The organism is Pseudomonas sp. NFIX49, from assembly GCF_900115915.1.
In the GTDB taxonomy this organism is placed as follows: domain Bacteria; phylum Pseudomonadota; class Gammaproteobacteria; order Pseudomonadales; family Pseudomonadaceae; genus Aquipseudomonas; species Aquipseudomonas pharyngis.
In genome coordinates, this window is the sequence record NZ_FOYE01000003.1 from 402,144 (window position 1) to 420,851 (window position 18,708).

Here is an 18,708-nt window from a genome sequence, read left to right on the forward strand (position 1 = left end):
CAAAGAACGATCAAGCGGCGAATGGTAACAGGCGACACCCGCCCCGCTCCAGCGGGCAGGGCATTTAAGCCAAGGTTGCGTCTGGAACGCCCGTTGGCCGTGGTGAATGGCCGAATATCAACAGACGGCATTTACCGCTCATCGGCTGTGTGCCAGATTCGCCTGCTGATAACTTTTCTTACAATTCCTCGACTACAGTTTGCCCATGCCTGCCCAACTCAAGCGTCGCCTGTTCATTTTCCTGCTGCTGGTCCTGCTGATTGCCGGGGGCTTTTTCGCCCATTGGTTTTTCAAGGGACGCTTTTATGAAAGCACCGACAACGCCTATGTCCAGGGTGAAATCACCCGGGTATCGAGCCAGTTGAGCGCACGCATCGAGGAAGTGCTGGTGCAGGACAACCAGCATGTGGAAAAAGGCCAGTTGCTGATCCGTCTCGAACCGAATGATTTCCGCCTCGCTGTCGATCGCGCCAATGCCGCCCTCGCCACCCGCGAAGCCGAACGCCTGCAGGCCCAGAGCAAATTGACTCAGCAATCGAGCCTGATCGCCGCCAGCGATGCACAAGTGGCAACCACGCAAGCCACCCTCGGGCGCTCGCAGATGGATTTGTCGCGGGCAGAAACCCTGCGTAAACCCGGCTTCGTCTCCGAGGAGCGGGTCACCACCCTTTCCGCCGACGCCCACATCGCCCGTTCGCAAGTGGCCAAGGCCCAGGCCGATGCGCAAAGCCAGCGCCAGCAAGTCAACGCACTGACCGCCGAAATCAAACGCCTCGACGCGCAGATCGCCAACGCCCGCGCCGACCTCGCCCAGGCCGAACTGAACCTGACCCGCAGCGAAATCCACGCACCGATCAGTGGCCTGATCGGCCAGCGTGCCGCGCGCAATGGTCAAGTGGTACAGGCCGGCGCCTATCTGCTTTCAATCGTTCCGGACGAAGACATTTGGGTGCAGGCCAATTTCAAGGAAACCCAAATCGGTCACATGCAGCCGGGCCAGAAAGCCGAGCTGCTTTTCGATGCCTACGGCGATACGCCGATCGAGGCCCGGGTCGACAGCCTGTTCGCCGCCTCCGGCGCGCAGTTCAGCCTGTTGCCGCCGGACAACGCCACCGGCAACTTTACCAAGGTCGTGCAGCGGATTCCGGTCAAGCTGGCCTTCAAGGCCGATAACCCGCTGCACGGCAAGATCCGTCCGGGCATGTCCGTCACCGCCACCGTGAACATCAAAGACGCCCCTGACAATGGCCGGTGATTCACTGATCCGCCCGGTCGGCGAACCGACCCGGCGGGACTGGATTGCGGTGATGAGCGTGATGCTCGGCGCCTTCATGGCGGTGCTCGACATCCAGATCACCAACTCCTCGCTCAAGGATATTCAGGGCGCCCTCTCGGCGACGCTGGAAGAAGGCTCGTGGATTTCGACGTCTTATCTGGTGGCGGAAATCATCATGATCCCGCTGACCGCCTGGCTGGTGCAGTTGCTGTCGGCACGGCGGCTGGCAGTGTGGGTGTCGCTGGGGTTTCTGATTTCGTCGCTGCTGTGCTCAATGGCCTGGAGCCTGGAGAGCATGATCGTGTTTCGTGCCATGCAGGGCTTCACCGGTGGCGCGCTGATCCCGCTGGCCTTCACCCTGACCCTGATCAAACTCCCCGAACACCACCGGGCCAAAGGCATGGCGATGTTCGCCATGACCGCTACCTTCGCCCCATCCATCGGACCGACCCTCGGCGGCTGGCTCACGGAGAACTGGGGCTGGGAATACATCTTCTATATCAACATCCCGCCGGGCCTGATCATGATCGCCGGGCTGATGTACGGCCTGGAGAAAAAAGAAGCGCATTGGGAGCTGCTGAAAAGCACCGATTACACCGGCATTCTCACCCTGGGTATCGGCCTCGGTTGCCTGCAGGTTTTTCTTGAGGAAGGCCATCGCAAGGACTGGCTGGAATCGAGCCTGATCGTGACGTTGGGCAGCATCGCCCTGCTGAGTTTGATCACTTTCGTCATCGTGCAGATTTCCAAACCCAACCCGCTGATCAACCTGGGCATCCTGCGCAACCGCAATTTCGGGCTGTCGAGTATTTCCAGCCTCGGCATGGGCGTTGGGCTGTACGGCTCGATCTATCTGCTGCCGCTGTATCTGGCGCAGATTCAGAACTACAACGCCCTGCAGATCGGCGAAGTGATCATGTGGATGGGCGTGCCGCAGCTGTTTCTGATTCCGCTGGTGCCGAAACTGATGAAATTCGTCTCGCCGAAATGGCTGTGCACGATCGGATTCGGCCTGTTCGGGCTGGCGAGTTTTTCATCCGGGGTGCTCAACCCGGATTTCGCCGGGCCGCAGTTCAACCAGATTCAGATCATCCGGGCGCTGGGCCAGCCGCTGATCATGGTGACCATTTCGCTGATCGCCACGGCATATATCCTGCCGCAGGACGCGGGTTCGGCATCGAGCCTGTTCAACATCCTGCGCAACCTCGGCGGTGCCATCGGCATCGCCCTGCTCGCCACCCTGCTGGATGCGCGCACCAAGACCTACTTCGATTACCTGCGTGAAGCGGTGGTGCCGACCAATCCGCAGGTTGCCGAACGCCTGGCGTCGATGACCGATCGGTTCGGCAGTGACACGGCGGCGTTGGGCAAGTTGAGCGAGATCGTTCATCAGCAGGCGCTGATCATGGCCTACAACGATGCGTTTCATTTTGTCGGGATTGCGCTGGGGATCAGCATGTTGGCGATTTTGCTGACCAAGAAATTGCCCGCCGGACTGAAGGCCGGCGAGGCACATTAACCTTGAGCGGACGCAGAGCGTCCAGGGCTGCATTCCCACGCAGAGCGTGGGAACGATCCGTTAAACGGCCAACAGCCGCTCACGCAGCTTGGCGATTTCGTCGCGCATCTGCGCTGCCGCTTCGAATTCCAGGTCGCGGGCCAGCTGGTACATCTTCTCTTCCAGTTGGCGGATGCGCTTGGTGATCTCGCTCGGCGAGCGCAATTCGGCTTCGTACTTGGCGTTTTCCTCGGCGGCCTTGGCCATGCCCTTGCGCTTCTTGCTGCGCGAACCGGGCACGGTGGCGCCTTCCATGATGTCGGCGACGTCCTTGAACACGCCCTTCGGCGTGATACCGTTGGCCAGGTTGAAGGCGATCTGCTTGTCGCGACGGCGCTCGGTTTCGCCAATCGCCCGCTCCATCGAACCGGTGATGCGATCCGCGTAGAGAATCGCCCGGCCATTGAGGTTACGCGCCGCCCGGCCGATGGTCTGGATCAGCGACCGCTCGGAACGCAGGAAACCTTCCTTGTCCGCGTCGAGAATCGCCACCAGCGACACTTCCGGCATGTCCAGGCCTTCACGCAGCAAGTTGATCCCCACCAGCACATCGAACGTGCCGAGGCGCAGGTCGCGGATGATTTCGACCCGCTCGACGGTGTCGATGTCCGAGTGCAGATAACGCACGCGCACGCCGTGATCGGCCAGGTAATCGGTCAGATCTTCGGCCATGCGCTTGGTCAGCGTGGTGACCAGCACTCGCTCCTCTACCGCGACGCGCTTGGTGATTTCCGAGAGCAGATCGTCGACCTGGGTCAGCGCCGGACGCACTTCAACCTGCGGGTCGACCAGACCGGTCGGGCGCACAACCTGTTCGATCACCCGGCCGGCGTGTTCGGCTTCGTAGTTGCCGGGCGTGGCCGAGACGAAAATCGTCTGCGGGCTGACCCCTTCCCACTCGTCGAAGCGCATCGGCCGGTTGTCCAGCGCCGATGGCAGGCGGAAGCCGTATTCCACCAGGGTCTCTTTACGCGAGCGGTCGCCCTTATACATCGCGCCGACCTGCGGCACGCTGACGTGGGATTCGTCGATCACCAGCAAGGCGTCGGCCGGCAGGTAATCGTAAAGCGTCGGCGGCGGTGCCCCGGCCGGACGCCCGGACAGGTAGCGCGAGTAGTTTTCGATGCCGTTGCAATAACCGAGTTCGAGGATCATCTCCAGGTCGAATCGGGTGCGCTGCTCCAGGCGCTGGGCTTCCACCAGTTTGTTGTTGTTGCGCAGATACTCCAGGCGCTCCTGCAACTCGACCTTGATCCCCTCGATGGCGTCGAGCAAGGTTTCCCGGGGCGTCACGTAGTGGCTTTTCGGATAGAAGGTGAAGCGCGGCAGCTTGCGGATGACCTCGCCGGTCAGCGGGTCGAACGCGGAAATGCTCTCCACTTCGTCATCGAACAACTCGATGCGGATCGCTTCGAGGTCGGATTCCGCCGGGTAGATGTCGATCACATCGCCACGCACCCGGAAGGTCGCACGGGCGAAATCCATGTCGTTGCGGGTGTATTGCAGGTCGGCCAGCCGCCGCACCAGCGCACGCTGGTCGAGCTTGTCGCCGCGGTCGACGTGCAAGACCATTTTCAAATAGGTTTCCGGGCTGCCCAGACCGTAGATGCACGACACCGTGGTGACGATGATCGCATCCTTGCGCTCCAGCAACGCTTTGGTCGCCGACAGACGCATCTGCTCGATGTGGTCGTTGATCGACGCATCCTTCTCGATAAAGGTGTCGGACGACGGCACATAGGCTTCGGGCTGGTAGTAGTCGTAGTAGGAAACGAAGTACTCGACGGCGTTGTTCGGAAAGAACGACTTGAACTCGCCGTACAACTGCGCGGCCAGGGTCTTGTTCGGCGCCAGCACCAGGGTCGGGCGCTGCACCTGGGCGATGACGTTGGCGATGCTGAAGGTCTTGCCCGACCCGGTCACCCCGAGCAGCGTCTGGTGCGACAAACCGGCTTCGATGCCTTCGACCATCAGGCGAATGGCTTCAGGCTGATCGCCGGCAGGGTCGAATCGGGTGACGAGCTGGAATTCAGACATAAACACCTCTGGAATCGCGACGCGGCGGGCAACCGCAGCACCACGAGAAAGACCGCAAACGACCGATGTCGCGCAAGGAAAAACGAAGATTGTGCTGAATGTGGAGCCGATTGCCTCACCTTTCAAGGCAAACGTCCTACATCCGGTAAAGTCTCCGACAAGTCCATTCGACTAACGGTCGAGAAATAATCGGAAAAACTTACCTTAAAAGCCGAATCGCCTGTCGCCATTGATCGATGATGGCCTCTATACTAGCTCCCCGTTTGTGCACCGCTCTAGTGCATTCGGCTGGAGCGCGACACGTCCCTCCACTCTCCATTCAGAGCCGCCGTAAAAATGAGCCTGTTCTCCGCTGTCGAAATGGCACCCCGCGATCCAATCCTGGGCCTCAACGAAGCATTCAACGCCGATACCCGGACCAATAAGGTCAACCTCGGGGTGGGTGTGTACTGCAACGAAGAGGGGCGAATTCCACTCCTGCGCGCCGTCATCGAAGCCGAAACCCTTCGCGCCGCTCAGCACGCCTCGCGCGGCTACCTGCCGATCGACGGCATCGCGGCCTACGACCAGGCCGTGCAAAAGCTGCTGTTCGGCAATGATTCGCCACTGCTGGCGGCTGGCCGCGTTGTCACTACTCAGGCCGTCGGCGGTACCGGCGCACTGAAAATCGGTGCCGACTTCCTCAAGCAACTGCTGCCAAATGCCGTTGTGGCGATCAGCGACCCGAGCTGGGAAAACCACCGCGCGCTGTTCGAAACCGCCGGTTTCCCGGTGCAGAACTACCGCTACTACGACGCCGCCACCCACGACGTGAACCGTGCCGGCCTGCTCGAAGACCTCAACGCCCTGCCGAATGGCTCGATCGTCGTGCTGCACGCCTGCTGCCACAACCCGACCGGCGTCGACCTGAGCCCGGCGGACTGGAACAACGTGCTGGAAGCGGTCAAGGCCAAAGGGCACGTGCCGTTCCTCGACATGGCTTACCAGGGCTTCGGTGACGGCATCGCCGAAGACGCCGCTGCCGTGCGTCTGTTTGCCGAATCCGGCCTGACCTTCTTCGTATCGAGCTCGTTCTCCAAGTCGTTCTCGCTGTACGGCGAGCGCGTCGGTGCGCTGTCGATCATCAGCGAATCGAAAGAAGAAAGCGCCCGCGTCCTGTCGCAAGTCAAACGCGTGATCCGCACCAACTACTCCAACCCGCCGACCCACGGTGCAAGCATCGTTGCTGCGGTATTGAACAGCCCGGAACTGCGCGCCCAGTGGGAAGCCGAACTGGCTGAAATGCGCCTGCGCATTCGCGGCATGCGCGAGCAGATGGTTGCTCTGCTGGCCAAGAAAGCCCCGCAGCGTGACTTCAGCTTCGTCGGTCGTCAGCGCGGCATGTTCTCCTACTCCGGCCTGACCACCGAACAGGTTCACCGCCTGCGCAACGAGTTCGGCATCTACGCCCTGGACACCGGCCGCATCTGCGTCGCCGCGCTGAACCAGAGCAACATCGAAGCCGTGACGGACGCCATCGTTCAGGTCATCTGATCCGGCGCCGCACTGAAAACGGGAAGTCTTCGGGCTTCCCGTTTTTTATTTGTCTGAAGAAAAACCGCTACACCCTCTAGACTGCACCCAAACGATATTTCAGAGAGACGACATGAAAAACGATGACCTGCGCGCCGACCGCGACGATCTGGATGACTTCATCCCCCGCGCCCCGGCCAAACGCGGCAACAACCTGGTGCTGCAAGTCGCGGCCGGGGTGTTTCTCGGCGGGCTGGCGCTGTGGCTGGTGCAACTGGGTGCGACGATGCTGTACGCCAAACTGATGCTCGGCACCTTCACCTTCGGCGGTTAAGCCAGTTCCGCTGCACGCTGAGTCGCCGCATCGTCATAAACGACGTAGAGCGATTCGGCGATCTGGCTCTTGATGGCCTTGGTGCTTTCCAGGCCGAGGACAAAACCTTCGGCCTTGCCGCCTGCGCGGTTCAGCTCTTCAGCCGTACCGGCCTGAGTGATCGCGTCGTAAAGCTTTTCGGCATGTGGGCCAACGCCTTTGGGCAGGCTGATTTGCGCGGTGCTCATGCGAACACCTCGACAGGACGACGGGTTAGGATGGGACTATTCATGGCGCGTACCTTTTCGGCGAATGGCCGGCAGCGCGTGTGACCACTTCCGGGGCGGCCATGGTAGACCTCTGGTGGAGTTCTGGTAACCGCCAATCGCCGATAAACCGCCGCCCGTCCTGACCTTTCCAACAAATTTACATCTCGCGCTTGACTAGTCTTTTTAAATCAGTAACATACGCACCAATTCCGCAATAGCTCAGTTGGTAGAGCAAGTGACTGTTAATCACTGGGTCCCTGGTTCGAGTCCAGGTTGTGGAGCCAAATACAGAGCCCCTGAATCGAAAGATTCAGGGGCTTTTTTGTGGGCGCTGAAAAAAAGGCGACATAGAAAAAGGGCCGATCAGTTTTCCAGCTGATCGGCCCTTTTCGTTCAACGACAACGGTCAGACGTGCTCGCTGCTCTTGGCATGTGCCTTCGGTACGCCATGACCGTGATCTGCATCCGGATCGATCACCGGTACTTCGTTGCCGTCGCAGTCATGCAGCTTGCCGTCGCTGAAGTAGTCGCCTTCACGCAACGCTGCCAGATCGCGATAACGCAGGGTCCGCTCTTCTGCTGCCGCGAACACCGACTGCTGATCCGAGTTACCCGCCGTGAAGTGGTTGAACGCCAGGTTCAGCAGGATCGCCATGATCGCCGACGAGCTGATGCCCGAATGGAAAATGGTCGCGAACCAGCTCGGGAAGTGATCGTAGAAGTTCGGCGCGGCAATCGGGATCATGCCGAAGCCGATCGAGGTGGCGACGATGATCAGGTTGACGTTGTTGCGGTAATCAACCTTGGACAAGGTGCGGATACCACTCGCCGCCACGGTGCCGAACAGCACGATACCGGCGCCGCCGAGTACCGAGGTCGGCACGGCTGCGATGACCCGGCCCATGAACGGCAGCAGGCCGAGGATCACCAGGAAGATACCGCCGGTCGCCACCACATAGCGGCTCTTGATCCCGGTCACCGCCACCAGCCCGACGTTCTGGGCGAAGGCACTTTGGGTGAACGAGCCGAAGATCGGCGCAAACATGCTCGACAGCATGTCCGCCCGCAGGCCGTTGCCCAGACGCTTGGAGTCGACCTTGGTGCCGATGATTTCACCGACCGCCAGGATGTCCGCCGAGGTTTCCACCAGGGTCACCATGACCACGATGCACATCGACAGGATCGCGGCGAAGTGGAAGGTCGGCATGCCGAAATGGAACGGCGTCGGGAAGCCGAACATCGGGCCCTGGGTGACGCTGGAGAAATCCGCCATGCCGAGGAACACCGCCAGCACCGTGCCGATCACCATGGCCAACAGGATCGACAGACGCGAGATGGTGGAGCTGCCGACCTTGCTCAGCAACAACACCAGTACCAGCGTGACCGCCGCCAGACCGATGTTCTGCATGCTGCCGAAATCAGGGGCGTGACTGTTGCCGCCCATGGCCCAGCGTGCGGCCACCGGCATCAGCGTCAGGCCGATGGTGGTGATCACAATGCCGGTTACCAGCGGCGGGAAGAACTTGGTGATTCGCGAGAACACCGGCGTGATCAGCAAACCGATCAACGACGCGGCTATCACTGCGCCGAGCACCGACTGGAAGCCGCCCTCCCCGCCGCTGCTGACAATCGCCACCATGGTCGCGACACCGGAAAACGACACGCCCTGCACCAGCGGCAACTGACAGCCGAAAAACGGTAAACCCAGGGTTTGCAGCAACGTGGCCAGCCCCCCCGCAAACAATGAAGCAGCAATCAACAGACCGATGTCCGCCGGCGAAAGCCCGGCGGCCTGACCGATGATCAGTGGCACCGCGACGATACCGCCATACATGGTCAGAACGTGTTGCAGGCCGTAAGCCATATTCGCGCCGACCCCGAGATTCTCGTCCTCGGGCCGTTGGTGTGAAACATGGGGCGTTTTCATGGTGGGGGAGTTCCCTGGTTTTTGTTATGCACACACTGTATGCAAGAGTCAGGACAAATGTCCATAGACTTGTATACAACTTGTCAGTCACATAATGGTTAGCTAGCCACCCAACCTTCTATCCCGTTACTTTCATCCCCCACAAATCCGGCAACACATCCCCAATCGAGTCCACGTTTTATCCGCCTAGGCTGAAGTGTTCATGGCGACCGACGGCGCGGCCGCACTCTTTTATACATATAAAGTATGCATAATGAAGTCATTCAAGATTCAGTTCGACAAAAGCAAGAATGCTGCCAACGCATTCGAGCCCAGCGAACGATGGCAACTTTGCGCAGAGGTGATCAATGAAGGATGAGTACGATTTCAGCCAGGGTAAACGCGGCGCCATCGCGCCGATCAAGGGCAAGACCCGCATCACCATCATGCTCGATGACGCGGTGATCGAAGCCGCGCGCGAGGTCGCTGAAAGCGAGGGGTTTGGCTATCAGACGGTCATCAACAACACCCTGCGCCACGCATTGCTTAACAGCCGTGGCGCAACCGAGGAACTCGAGCATTCCAGCGGGCAATTCAAGCAAGGCATCACCGCCACCGACCTCAAAAGCCTTGAGAAAAAACTGTCGGCGGCCGTGAACGAGATCCGGCGGGTACTGGAACCGGACGTCAAACCGTAGCATTCAACTTGGCTGAATCAAGCGCGCCAGAGCCTCTCGTGCACCGGGCTGGTGCGGCAAGCGCAGGCCAAATTCCCGTTCCAGCAATTCGATCAGTTCATCAACATCTGTCACTTCGCGCCGCTCGCTCTCGGCGCCGATGCGGTGAATGGCGAAACTGCCGTTGTTCAGCGTACGCCGCCAGCCGTCGCCGGTACGCGCCACCATCAGGCGCTGGGTGAATGGTGAGTCCGGGTGGGTCGAGACGTACCAGTTGCCGAGGGTGTAATCGATGTCTTCCTGGCGCTGCAGGTCGAACAGGTACATCGGCCGCCATTCGCCAGCAACCTTGGCCCGCAACATGTAGCCATCGGCCTGCACTTCGATGCGATACGGTTCGTGCGGGGTGGATTGCTCGGCTTCGGTATCCAGCACCAGCGGCGCGGTCGGGACCATGCCGCCGAAGCCGACGTCGGTGATGTAGCGCACGCCATCGATGGTCACTAGGCTCAAGCGGTGGGTGCGCGCCGTCCAGCTGCCCTCGGGCTGATTCATGACCACGCGCCCGCTGATGCCCCGCGCATCGAACCCCAGCTCCAGCAACAAGGCCAGAAACAGGTTGTTCAGCTCGTAGCAGTAACCGCCACGGGCGTCGTTCAGGACCTTGCGCTCAATGGAGGGCAGATCGATCAGCACAGGTTCGCCACTCAGCGTCGACAGGTTTTCGAAAGCAAAGGCGCCGGTATGGCGCAGTTGCAACAGGCGCAAGGTTTCAAGGGTCGGTGCCGGGGGCGCATCGAATCCCAGGCGTTGCAGATACTGTTTCAGATTCGTCAGGCGTGGCTCGCTCATGGCTGGGTCCTTTCGCATGGGGGCGCGGATCGTTCCGCCGATGGTCGCCATGTATACGGGATCCGGGCCTCGAATCGACAATTGAATTAACCAATCACCGGCTAGCGTCTTTTACGCGAATCGATACGAATCCACGTTGGCGCGTGATCACTGGCATGCGGTTCATTACGCACCCAGGCATCCACCCCCGCCTCGTGCAAATAAGGCGTCAGCTTCGGATTGAGCAGCAGATGGTCGATCCGCAGCCCGGAGTTCTTCTGCCAGTGCTGACGGAAATAGTCCCAGAAGGTGTACAGCCGATCTTCGGGATACAGATGCCGCAACGAATCCGTCCAGCCCTGATCCAGCAGGCGCTGGTAGCACTCGCGGCTCTCCGGTTGCAACAGCGCGTCCTTGAGCCAGGAACGGGTGTTGTAGATATCCAGATCGGTAGGCACCACGTTGTAATCGCCAGCCAGCACCACCGGATGATCGCTGCTTTGCAGATCCTTGGCGTATTTGATCAGACGCTCGAACCAGGCCAGTTTGTAGTCGAACTTCGGCCCCGGTTGCGGGTTGCCATTGGGCAGGTACAGGCATCCCACCAACACCCCGTGCACCGCTGCTTCGAGGTAGCGGCTGTGTTTATCGTCGGGATCGCCGGGCAAACCGCGCCGGCTCTCCAGCGGTTGCGCATCGCGGGCAAGAATCGCCACGCCGTTCCATGACGCCTGACCGTGCCAGATGGCGCCGTAACCGGCAGCCTCCAGCTCGGCGGCGGGAAACGCGCTGTCCACCAGTTTCAGCTCCTGCAAACAGGCGATGTCCGGCTGCTCGCGCCTGAGCCATTCCAGCAGGTTTGGCAGTCGGGCCCGCAGGCCGTTGACGTTGAACGTGGCAATGCGCATTTTTTTCATCGTCCGGGTTCCTGCCAATGACCGATAAAAACTCTGACATCCGCCCACCGCGACGGTTGCGTCGGATCCTTCCCGTACGGCGTAATAAGCCCTCGCCCGATCGCCGAGAATCCCCACATGCAAACCACGCTGCAAGGCCAGGGCATCATCCTGCGCCCGCTTCAATACGCCGACGCCGATGCCCTGCTCCGCGCTGCCGCCGACGGTGAACTGTGGAACCTCACGGTCACCGTGGTGCCGTCGGCGACCACCGTCGACGCTTACCTGAAGAAGGCCCTCGACGGCCGTGAGGCGGGAACGGTCATGCCGTTTGTCATCGTACTGAAGGAAACCGGCGAGGTGATCGGCTCGACCCGGTTCTGGAAGATCGACCCGCTCAACCGCAAGCTGGAGATCGGCAGCAGCTGGATTTCGGCACGATTTCAGAAGACCTTCGTCAACACCGAGGCCAAGTACCTGATGCTGCGCCACGCGTTCGAGGTGCTCGATTGCGTGCGGGTGCAGTTCACCACCGACGAAAACAACCAGAAGTCGCGTAACGCGATTCTGCGGCTCGGCGCGCAACAGGAAGGCATCGTCCGCCACGAACGCATCATGCCGGACGGCCGCAAGCGCAACTCGGTGCGCTTCAGCATCATCGATGACGAATGGCCGCAGGTGCGCCTGAACCTGGAACGCAAACTGGCGGATTACGGCCTGCGCTGAAGGCTCAGACGCGATTGCGCAGCCATTGCAGGAAGCCTTTTTTCGGCGCCAGCACCGGGGTTTCTTCCGTCAGGGATTGAGCCTTGTGCAGGCGGAAATCGAGCAGCGCCTGCATCGCGTCGTTGATGTCGTGACGAGCGTCCAGGCACGGCTTGAGATAAGACTTTTCAATGCGATACAGCGCGCAGAAGGTCTTGGCGGAGAAGTCGGCCGGCAATGACGTATCGGACAGAATCCCCGCCTCGCCGATCACTTCACCCGGCCCCATCCGTCCTGACTCGAACGGCGCGCCATGGCGCTTGAGCGTCACCGAGACCACGCCGGATTCGATGATGAACAGGTGATCGCTGACCTCGCCGCCCGCGAGGATCATCTCGCCGGCGCGGAAGGTTTGCAGGGTCATGTTCTGGCTGAAGGTTTCTTTCTCCTCCTGACGCAGGGTGGAGAAAATCGGCGAGCTGTCGAGCAACGCCCGAGGGCGCGAGAGATTGCTCGCCACGCCGGGCTCATCGCTCGACAGCAGATTGACCCCGGACGCTTGCAGGTGCCGGTACGCCAGGTCGAACAGCTGATTGCGCACCACGCGCTTTTCGCTCATCGAGGCGACGAACCCGCTGATTTCATATTCGGCACCCGCACTGTTGGAGCTCTTCAGCGCGACACTCGGCGCAGGGCTCTCCAATAACTGGCGACAACCCTGCATCGCCCGCTCCAGGGCCTCGATCACCGAACTGGGCCGCGCATGGGGGCTGACCTGCACGCTGACGGCCACCCCGAACATATTGCTCGGCCGGCTGAAATTGATGATCTTGGCCTTGGCCGCCAGCGAGTTGGGAATCACCGCCATGCTGCCCTGACTGGTTTGCAGCCGCGTGGCGCGCCAGTCGATGTCGGTGACCCGGCCTTCGGTGCCGTCGATGGAAATCCAGTCATCCAGTTGATAAGGCTTGGTGGTGTTGAGCACGATCCCGGAAAACACGTCACTCAAGGTGCTCTGCAACGCCAGACCGACGATGATCGCCAGCGCCCCGGAGGTTGCCAGCACGCCCTTGACCGGCAGATCCAGCACATAGGCCAGTGCCGCGATGATTGCGATCAGGAAAATCACCGCACCGAGCAGATCCTGCAACAACCGCCCGGTGTGCCCGACCCGTTGCATCATCACCGCACCGATCAACACCGTCAGAGTGCGCGCGCCGAACAGCCACCAGCCGATCTGCAACCCGGTCGCCGCCAGGTGCAACGGCACATTGTCGGCCCACGGCGCAGGCTCCATCGGGTTGAGCCCTTCGTTGAACAGCAGGATGCTGAACAGGGCAAAAATCAGCACCCGCACCAACAGTTTCCATGCGCTGCCGTGGGCGCTGATCAGGCGCCACAGACCGAGATCGACCAGGATCAGGATCAAGGCGCAAAACAACGGATGATCGGTGAGCAGAGACAGCATCAAACAACTCCGACAGGGGCCAATCGCGAGAAGATCGCACAGATTGGGCTCAGTGTAGGAGTAATTGATTTGGCGGGATGAGCGCTACTGCGCGTGCGCAAAAAAAAACGGCAGGCGCACGTGGCGCCTGCCGGGATTTTCAGCCGTGCATCTGGCCGAAGCGGCCGGACTGGAAGTCGGCGAAGGCCTGATGGATTTCCTGCTCGGTGTTCATCACGAACGGGCCGTGGCCGACAATCGGCTCGTCGATCGGCTCGCCACTGAGCAGCAGCACCACCGCGTCCTGGCTGGCCTGGAGGGTGATGCGATCACCGTCACGCTCGAACAGCGCCAACTGGCCTTCGCGCATCGACTCCCCACCGTTGATCTGAACCGAACCCTTCAACACCACCAGCGCCGTGTTGCGGCCTTCGTGCAGATCCAGCGAGAGCAACTTGCCGGTGTTCAGTCGCAGATCCCACACGTCGATAGGCGTGAACGTGCGGGATGGACCTTTGTGGCCGTCGAACTCACCGGCGATCAGCCGCAGGCTGCCGGCACCGTCCTTGAGCGCGATTTGCGGGATATCACTGTCCAGAATGGTCTGGTAACCCGGCGCGGCCATTTTGTCCTTCGCCGGCAGATTCACCCAGAGTTGCACCATTTCCAGATTGCCGCCGGTTTTGGCGAAGTTTTCCGAGTGGAACTCTTCATGCAGGATGCCGGAAGCCGCCGTCATCCATTGCACATCGCCCGGGCCGATGGTGCCGCCACTGCCGGTGGAGTCGCGGTGCTGCACTTCGCCTTCGTAAACGATGGTCACGGTTTCGAAGCCACGGTGCGGATGCTGCCCCACGCCGCGGCGTTCAGTAGTCGGGGTGAAATGCGCAGGCCCGGCGTGATCCAACAGCAGGAACGGGCTGATGTGCTGGCCCAGGTTGTCGTAGGAAAACAGGGTGCGCACCGGAAACCCATCGCCGACCCAGTGGCCGCGAGGGCTGGTGTAGATACCGATCAGGTTTTTCATGGTGGACTCCGTCATCAGGTTGATCATGGAGCGATCATAAATTCGTCATGTATTTAGTACTAGTCAGCCAAAACCGTCCTCATCGTTCTACTGGTGGAACGATATCGATCGCGGTGATTCGTGACTTTCAGTCAACAGTACTTTGCCCCGACAGCGGTTTTTCCCAAGGAATCAGACGCGGATACTCCTGCCCATTCCCACTGCAACCCTGGAGTCCTGCATGTCTGTTCCCGCTTTCGGTCTTGGTACGTTTCGCCTGCAAGGTCAGGTGGTCATCGATTCGGTGAGCACTGCCCTTGAACTTGGTTACCGAGTCATCGACACCGCACAGATCTACGAAAACGAGGCCGACGTTGGCGCAGCCATCGCTGCCAGCGGCATTGCCCGTGAAGAGCTGTTCATCACCAGCAAGATCTGGATCGCCAACTTCGCCAAGGATCGTCTGATCGAAAGCCTCAAGGAAAGCCTGCAAAAGCTGCAGACCGACTACCTCGACCTGACGCTGATCCACTGGCCATCGCCGGAAGATCAAGTGCCGGTCGAAGAGTTCATGGGCGCGTTGCTGGAAGCCAAACGCCTGGGCCTGACCCGGCAGATCGGCGTGTCCAACTTCACCATCGACCTGATGAAACAGGCGATTGCTGCGGTCGGTGCGCAAAACATCGCCACCAACCAGATCGAGCTGCACCCGTACCTGCAAAACCGTAAGGTCGTGGAATTCGCCCAGAGTCAGGGCATTCAGATCACCTCGTACATGACCCTCGCCTACGGCGAAGTGCTGAAGGATCCGCTGATCGTGCAGATCGCCGAGCGTCTGCAAGCCACCCCGGCGCAGGTCACTCTGGCGTGGGCGATGCAGTCGGGTTACGCGGTGATTCCGTCGTCGACCAAACGCGCCAACCTGCAAGGCAACCTCGGCGCCACGGCGCTGACCCTGAGCGATGCCGACATGGCGCTGATCGCCACACTGGAGCGCGGCCATCGCCTGACCAGCCCCAAAGGCATCGCGCCGCAGTGGGACTGACCGATCAGGCCTGAAGCTGCTGCGCGAGGTCGTGCATGGCCACGCGCAGCGAATCGATGGCAGCCGTCAATGCCGCTTCGGGCTCATCGTCACAACAGGCTTGCTCGAGTACCCGACACGCCGAGACCACGCGCTCGGCACCGATCATGTGCGCCCCGCCCGTGACGTGATGCGCCAGATCACGCAAGACTTCGCGATCACGGCCTGACTCTTCCAGCCGCTTCAGGTCGATACGCAGATTGCTCAGTACTTCCTCACGCAATTGGTCGATCAGCGGGTTGTCCGCGCCCGCCAGTTGCAACAGCGCGCTCAGATCGAACTCGGCCGGTGCCGGATCGTCCGCGCTGTCGGCCTGCGAGCCCCCGGAGACGGCGGCCATCAAGGCCAGGCTCAATTCGCGCAGCAGAACCGGTTTGAACAGGCAATCATCCATCCCGGCCGCGCGGCATCGCTCCTTTTCTTCCATCTGTGCATTGGCGGTAAATCCGAGGATCAGACAGGGCGTCCTGCCCATGGCAGCCTCTTCCCGACGCACCGCCCCTGTCAGTTCATATCCGTTGAATTCCGGCATGTTGCAGTCGGTGATCAGTGCATCGAAAGATTGCTCGCGCCACAGCGCGAGCCCTTCCTCACCGCCACCAGCGTCAACAGCGCGATGCCCGAGCTCACTCAACTGCCGGCACAACAGCAGGCGATTCACCGGATGGTCATCCACCACCAGCACGTTCAGCGACTTGACCGTCGCCGCCACTGGCGCCGGCACAGCCTCTTGCACAAGCGGCGCCAGCATCGGCAGCTCCAGTCGCAGCATGACCTGAGTGCCGCGGTTCAACTCGCTGTTCATCCACAAATCGCCGCCCATCAACCGGCACAGGTTGCGGCTGATCACCAGCCCCAGGCCGGAGCCACTCCGCGCCGTTGATGAGTGGTTGCCGACCTGCACAAACGGTCTGAATAATCGCTGCTGATCTTCCGCGCTGATCCCCCGGCCACTGTCTTCAATGGCTACGCCCACTTCAATCATCTCGTTCTGTTCGCCGAACACCCGCAGGCGCAGCCTCACCTCGCCGTCCTCTGTGAATTTGATTGCGTTGCTCAACAGGTTCGACAGCACTTGTTTGAAACGCAGGGGATCGAGCATCACCTCGACGTTGCTGCGTTCATCCAGCTCCACATGCCACAACAATTCCTTCTGCCGGGCCAGGCCTTCGAAAATCCGGCACACCGACGCCACCACCTCACGCAGATTGACGCGCTCGGGGGCCAGCGACAGATGCCCAGCCTCGATGCGCGCGATGTCGAGAATATCGCCGATCAAAGCCAGCAGTTGCTGCCCGGCACTGGACGCCACTTCGATCGCCTGGCGATCGGTCACGCCTTCATCGGCACGCTTGAGGGCCAGTTCGAGCATGCCGATCAGGGCATTCATCGGTGTGCGGATTTCATGACTCATGGTTGCAAGAAACGTACTTTTGGCACGATTGGCTTCGTCGGCCGCGTCCTTGGCCTCCTGCAACTGCTGAACCCATCGCTGGCGCTGACGGATCTGCCGACGCTGAAAACCGATCCAGCCCAATGCCAGCAACAGCAAACCCGCGGCAACGGCAAACCCACGCAAAATTTGCTCTCGATGACGCTGCCAATAGCTGTCCTGCAGTACCACATTACGACTCCAGCGCGCGACCAGAGCGTCGATTTCCTGGGGTGCGATGCTCAGCAGTGCCTTGTTCAGAATCGATTGCAACTGCGGGGCATCGAGCGCCGTGGCCATGGCGACCCGGGCCGGCTGATCACCCAGCGTGGAAACAATGCGCAAGCGATCACGGTACTGGTGATCGATCTGGTAGCGCGCCACCAGCAACGAGCTCAATGTCGCGTCAGCCTTGCCGTCGAGCAGCGCCTGCGTGCCGTCGGCCGGGCTTGGCAATTCGATCAGGTTGATCTGCGGCACGTGCTCCAACAGATAATCGCGCAGTGGATTACCGCGGTAGAGCGCCAGGCGCCTACCTGCCATCTCTTCGAGGCTGCGCGGCGCCTGTGACTTCAAATCGGTGATCAAGACAAAGGGGCTATTGGCGTACGAGCGGGTAAGCAGCATTTGCGTTTCGCGCTGGCGGCTCGGTGTCATCACCGGCAGCAGATCCAGTTGCCCGCTCCTGAGTTGCTCGACCTGACGATCCAGCGACTGACCGCGCACCACCTCGAATGTCAGGCCACTGCGCTGACTGATCAGGTTGAGCAATTGGGCAGCCAGCCCACCGAAACGGCCATCGGCGTCAAAGAATGTCAGCGGTGCAAAATCATCGATGGCGCCGACCCGCACCACCGGATGCTGATCCAGCCATTGTTGCTCGCTGTCGCTCAGGCTGACCCTCGACTGCGCTGCCATGTCGGCGCGACCGGCGCTCCAGCGCAGTTCCATGGCCAGGCGCTGCTCCATGGGAATCGCCAGCAAGGCCTTGTCGACCAGACGTTTCAAGCGTGTGTTGCTGCGGGCCAGGGCGAAGCCGAACGGGTTGGGGTCAAGGCCCGACGGCCCCGCCAGTTGCAGGTCGTTGTGAAAGTGAGTGTTGATCAGATAGCTGGCGCTGATGAAGTCGCCGAGATAAAGAACAGCGTCGCCGAACGCTACAGCTCCGAGGGCATCAAGGATCGAGGGGTAACGCTGGAGGATCGCTTGCGGATAAGCCTCCTCGATGGTCCAGACAGGCAAGTAGTCTTCCACCATGGCGATACGTTTGCCGGCGAGATCATCCGGCAACAGCTCATCGAGCCGGGTCACCCACATCGGCTGATCCTCGGCGTAGGCGCGAGACAGCATCAGGTCGGGATCAGCGATTTCAAAGTTGTTCGACGTACCCAGCAGGTCCACATCCCCGGCCTTGAGCGCGGCCATCGCGCTTGCGCGGTTGGCATAACACCAGACTTCGACGTCGATGTTCAAAATCTGTGCGATCGCATCGGCGTAATCGGCGGTGAGGCCTTCCAGTTCGTGTCGTTTGCGAGTCAGTTCAAAGGGCGGGTAATCCGGCCAGGAGGCACCGATGCGCAATACCGGGTGCGTGCTCAGCCACTGCCGATCCTGCTTGTCCAGTTGAATCTGTACGCCTTCCAGGCGGGTGCGGGAGACGATTTCGAGCCGCTGCGCCGGCCCGGTCGCGTGCGCTGCGCTTGCAAGCATCAGTATCGACAGAAGTACGACCCGCAGAGGACATATCATGAGGCTACCG

General features: G+C 60.7%; 15 protein-coding genes and 1 tRNA gene. 8 read left to right on the forward strand and 8 right to left on the reverse strand.

The features are described from left to right. The first annotated feature begins 205 nt into the window (after window positions 1-205). Together BMZ46_RS10110 and BMZ46_RS10115 are read left to right on the forward strand one after the other, a co-directional pair. Window positions 206-1,255, forward strand: a complete 1,050-nt coding sequence (locus BMZ46_RS10110; protein WP_074687680.1) for an HlyD family secretion protein — start codon at window positions 206-208, stop codon at window positions 1,253-1,255. 49 nt (window positions 1,256-1,304) lie between these two features. Next, window positions 1,305-2,795 (forward strand): MDR family MFS transporter, encoded by a 1,491-nt coding sequence (locus BMZ46_RS10115; RefSeq protein WP_170844900.1) that lies wholly within the window; start codon window positions 1,305-1,307, stop codon window positions 2,793-2,795. A 60-nt stretch (window positions 2,796-2,855) separates the two neighbouring features. Here the strand turns inward: BMZ46_RS10115 and uvrB are convergent, their stop codons facing one another. Then, window positions 2,856-4,871 (reverse strand): excinuclease ABC subunit UvrB, encoded by a 2,016-nt coding sequence (gene uvrB, locus BMZ46_RS10120; protein WP_039770141.1) that lies wholly within the window; start codon window positions 4,869-4,871, stop codon window positions 2,856-2,858. Window positions 4,872-5,207: 336 nt separating this feature from the next. Here uvrB and BMZ46_RS10125 point away from each other — a divergent pair, with 336 nt between their 5' ends. Next, complete coding sequence (locus BMZ46_RS10125; protein ID WP_039770139.1) at window positions 5,208-6,404, forward strand: amino acid aminotransferase; 1,197 nt, start codon at window positions 5,208-5,210, stop codon at window positions 6,402-6,404. Window positions 6,405-6,516: 112 nt separating this feature from the next. Beyond that, a complete protein-coding gene (locus tag BMZ46_RS10130; protein ID WP_007956421.1) occupies window positions 6,517-6,717 on the forward strand; it encodes a hypothetical protein in 201 nt (66 codons plus the stop codon). On the opposite strand, the gene BMZ46_RS10135 is transcribed toward BMZ46_RS10130, so the two are convergent. Continuing rightward, on the reverse strand, window positions 6,714-6,944 hold the full coding sequence (locus tag BMZ46_RS10135; protein ID WP_039770137.1) for a hypothetical protein: 231 nt from the start codon (window positions 6,942-6,944) through the stop codon (window positions 6,714-6,716). The two genes, BMZ46_RS10130 and BMZ46_RS10135, sit on opposite strands and share 4 nt — an antisense overlap. A 229-nt stretch (window positions 6,945-7,173) precedes the next feature. On the opposite strand from BMZ46_RS10135, the gene BMZ46_RS10140 reads away from it, so the two are divergent. After that, a tRNA-Asn gene (locus tag BMZ46_RS10140) sits at window positions 7,174-7,249 on the forward strand. Between the two features lie 122 nt (window positions 7,250-7,371). On the opposite strand, the gene BMZ46_RS10145 is transcribed toward BMZ46_RS10140, so the two are convergent. After that, entirely contained in the window at window positions 7,372-8,892 is a 1,521-nt protein-coding gene (locus BMZ46_RS10145; RefSeq protein WP_039770135.1) for a nucleobase:cation symporter-2 family protein, read from the reverse strand. Between the two features lie 347 nt (window positions 8,893-9,239). On the opposite strand from BMZ46_RS10145, the gene BMZ46_RS10150 reads away from it, so the two are divergent. Continuing rightward, window positions 9,240-9,569 carry a BrnA antitoxin family protein gene (locus tag BMZ46_RS10150; protein ID WP_039770133.1) on the forward strand — a complete coding sequence of 110 codons (330 nt, stop codon included), beginning with the start codon at window positions 9,240-9,242 and terminating at the stop codon, window positions 9,567-9,569. Window positions 9,570-9,572: 3 nt separating this feature from the next. Here BMZ46_RS10150 and BMZ46_RS10155 read toward each other — a convergent pair whose 3' ends face one another. Both BMZ46_RS10155 and xth read right to left on the reverse strand, forming a co-directional pair. Next, window positions 9,573-10,400 carry an arylamine N-acetyltransferase family protein gene (locus BMZ46_RS10155; RefSeq protein ID WP_074687679.1) on the reverse strand — a complete coding sequence of 276 codons (828 nt, stop codon included), beginning with the start codon at window positions 10,398-10,400 and terminating at the stop codon, window positions 9,573-9,575. 101 nt (window positions 10,401-10,501) lie between these two features. Next, on the reverse strand, window positions 10,502-11,296 hold the full coding sequence (gene xth / locus BMZ46_RS10160; RefSeq protein WP_039770129.1) for an exodeoxyribonuclease III: 795 nt from the start codon (window positions 11,294-11,296) through the stop codon (window positions 10,502-10,504). A 117-nt stretch (window positions 11,297-11,413) separates the two neighbouring features. Between xth and BMZ46_RS10165 the strand changes: the two genes are divergently transcribed. After that, window positions 11,414-12,001: a GNAT family N-acetyltransferase gene (locus tag BMZ46_RS10165; protein ID WP_074687678.1), complete on the forward strand. Its 588-nt coding sequence runs from the start codon at window positions 11,414-11,416 to the stop codon at window positions 11,999-12,001. Between the two features lie 4 nt (window positions 12,002-12,005). Here BMZ46_RS10165 and BMZ46_RS10170 read toward each other — a convergent pair whose 3' ends face one another. Together BMZ46_RS10170 and BMZ46_RS10175 are read right to left on the reverse strand one after the other, a co-directional pair. Then, window positions 12,006-13,448 carry a mechanosensitive ion channel family protein gene (locus BMZ46_RS10170; RefSeq protein ID WP_074687677.1) on the reverse strand — a complete coding sequence of 481 codons (1,443 nt, stop codon included), beginning with the start codon at window positions 13,446-13,448 and terminating at the stop codon, window positions 12,006-12,008. A gap of 139 nt (window positions 13,449-13,587) precedes the next feature. Beyond that, window positions 13,588-14,454 (reverse strand): pirin family protein, encoded by an 867-nt coding sequence (locus BMZ46_RS10175; RefSeq protein ID WP_074687888.1) that lies wholly within the window; start codon window positions 14,452-14,454, stop codon window positions 13,588-13,590. Between the two features lie 220 nt (window positions 14,455-14,674). Here BMZ46_RS10175 and dkgB point away from each other — a divergent pair, with 220 nt between their 5' ends. Next, entirely contained in the window at window positions 14,675-15,478 is an 804-nt protein-coding gene (gene dkgB / locus BMZ46_RS10180) for a 2,5-didehydrogluconate reductase DkgB (RefSeq protein WP_074687676.1), read from the forward strand. Window positions 15,479-15,482: 4 nt separating this feature from the next. Here dkgB and BMZ46_RS10185 read toward each other — a convergent pair whose 3' ends face one another. Then, window positions 15,483-18,698 (reverse strand): ATP-binding protein, encoded by a 3,216-nt coding sequence (locus tag BMZ46_RS10185; RefSeq protein ID WP_074687675.1) that lies wholly within the window; start codon window positions 18,696-18,698, stop codon window positions 15,483-15,485. Between the last annotated feature and the right edge of the window lie 10 nt (window positions 18,699-18,708).

Excerpts from the sequence above, each read along its gene's own strand:
- BMZ46_RS10110 (WP_074687680.1), top strand. The coding sequence starts at position 206 with ATGCCTGCCCAACTCAAGCGTCGCCTGTTCATTTTCCTGCTGCTGGTC.
- uvrB (WP_039770141.1), bottom strand. The coding sequence starts at position 4,871 with ATGTCTGAATTCCAGCTCGTCACCCGATTCGACCCTGCCGGCGATCAG.
- BMZ46_RS10125 (WP_039770139.1), top strand. The coding sequence starts at position 5,208 with ATGAGCCTGTTCTCCGCTGTCGAAATGGCACCCCGCGATCCAATCCTG.
- BMZ46_RS10130 (WP_007956421.1), top strand. The coding sequence starts at position 6,517 with ATGAAAAACGATGACCTGCGCGCCGACCGCGACGATCTGGATGACTTC.
- BMZ46_RS10135 (WP_039770137.1), bottom strand. The coding sequence starts at position 6,944 with ATGAGCACCGCGCAAATCAGCCTGCCCAAAGGCGTTGGCCCACATGCC.
- BMZ46_RS10145 (WP_039770135.1), bottom strand. The coding sequence starts at position 8,892 with ATGAAAACGCCCCATGTTTCACACCAACGGCCCGAGGACGAGAATCTC.
- BMZ46_RS10150 (WP_039770133.1), top strand. The coding sequence starts at position 9,240 with ATGAAGGATGAGTACGATTTCAGCCAGGGTAAACGCGGCGCCATCGCG.
- BMZ46_RS10155 (WP_074687679.1), bottom strand. The coding sequence starts at position 10,400 with ATGAGCGAGCCACGCCTGACGAATCTGAAACAGTATCTGCAACGCCTG.
- xth (WP_039770129.1), bottom strand. The coding sequence starts at position 11,296 with ATGAAAAAAATGCGCATTGCCACGTTCAACGTCAACGGCCTGCGGGCC.
- BMZ46_RS10165 (WP_074687678.1), top strand. The coding sequence starts at position 11,414 with ATGCAAACCACGCTGCAAGGCCAGGGCATCATCCTGCGCCCGCTTCAA.
- BMZ46_RS10170 (WP_074687677.1), bottom strand. The coding sequence starts at position 13,448 with ATGCTGTCTCTGCTCACCGATCATCCGTTGTTTTGCGCCTTGATCCTG.
- BMZ46_RS10175 (WP_074687888.1), bottom strand. The coding sequence starts at position 14,454 with ATGAAAAACCTGATCGGTATCTACACCAGCCCTCGCGGCCACTGGGTC.
- dkgB (WP_074687676.1), top strand. The coding sequence starts at position 14,675 with ATGTCTGTTCCCGCTTTCGGTCTTGGTACGTTTCGCCTGCAAGGTCAG.
- BMZ46_RS10185 (WP_074687675.1), bottom strand. The coding sequence starts at position 18,698 with ATGATATGTCCTCTGCGGGTCGTACTTCTGTCGATACTGATGCTTGCA.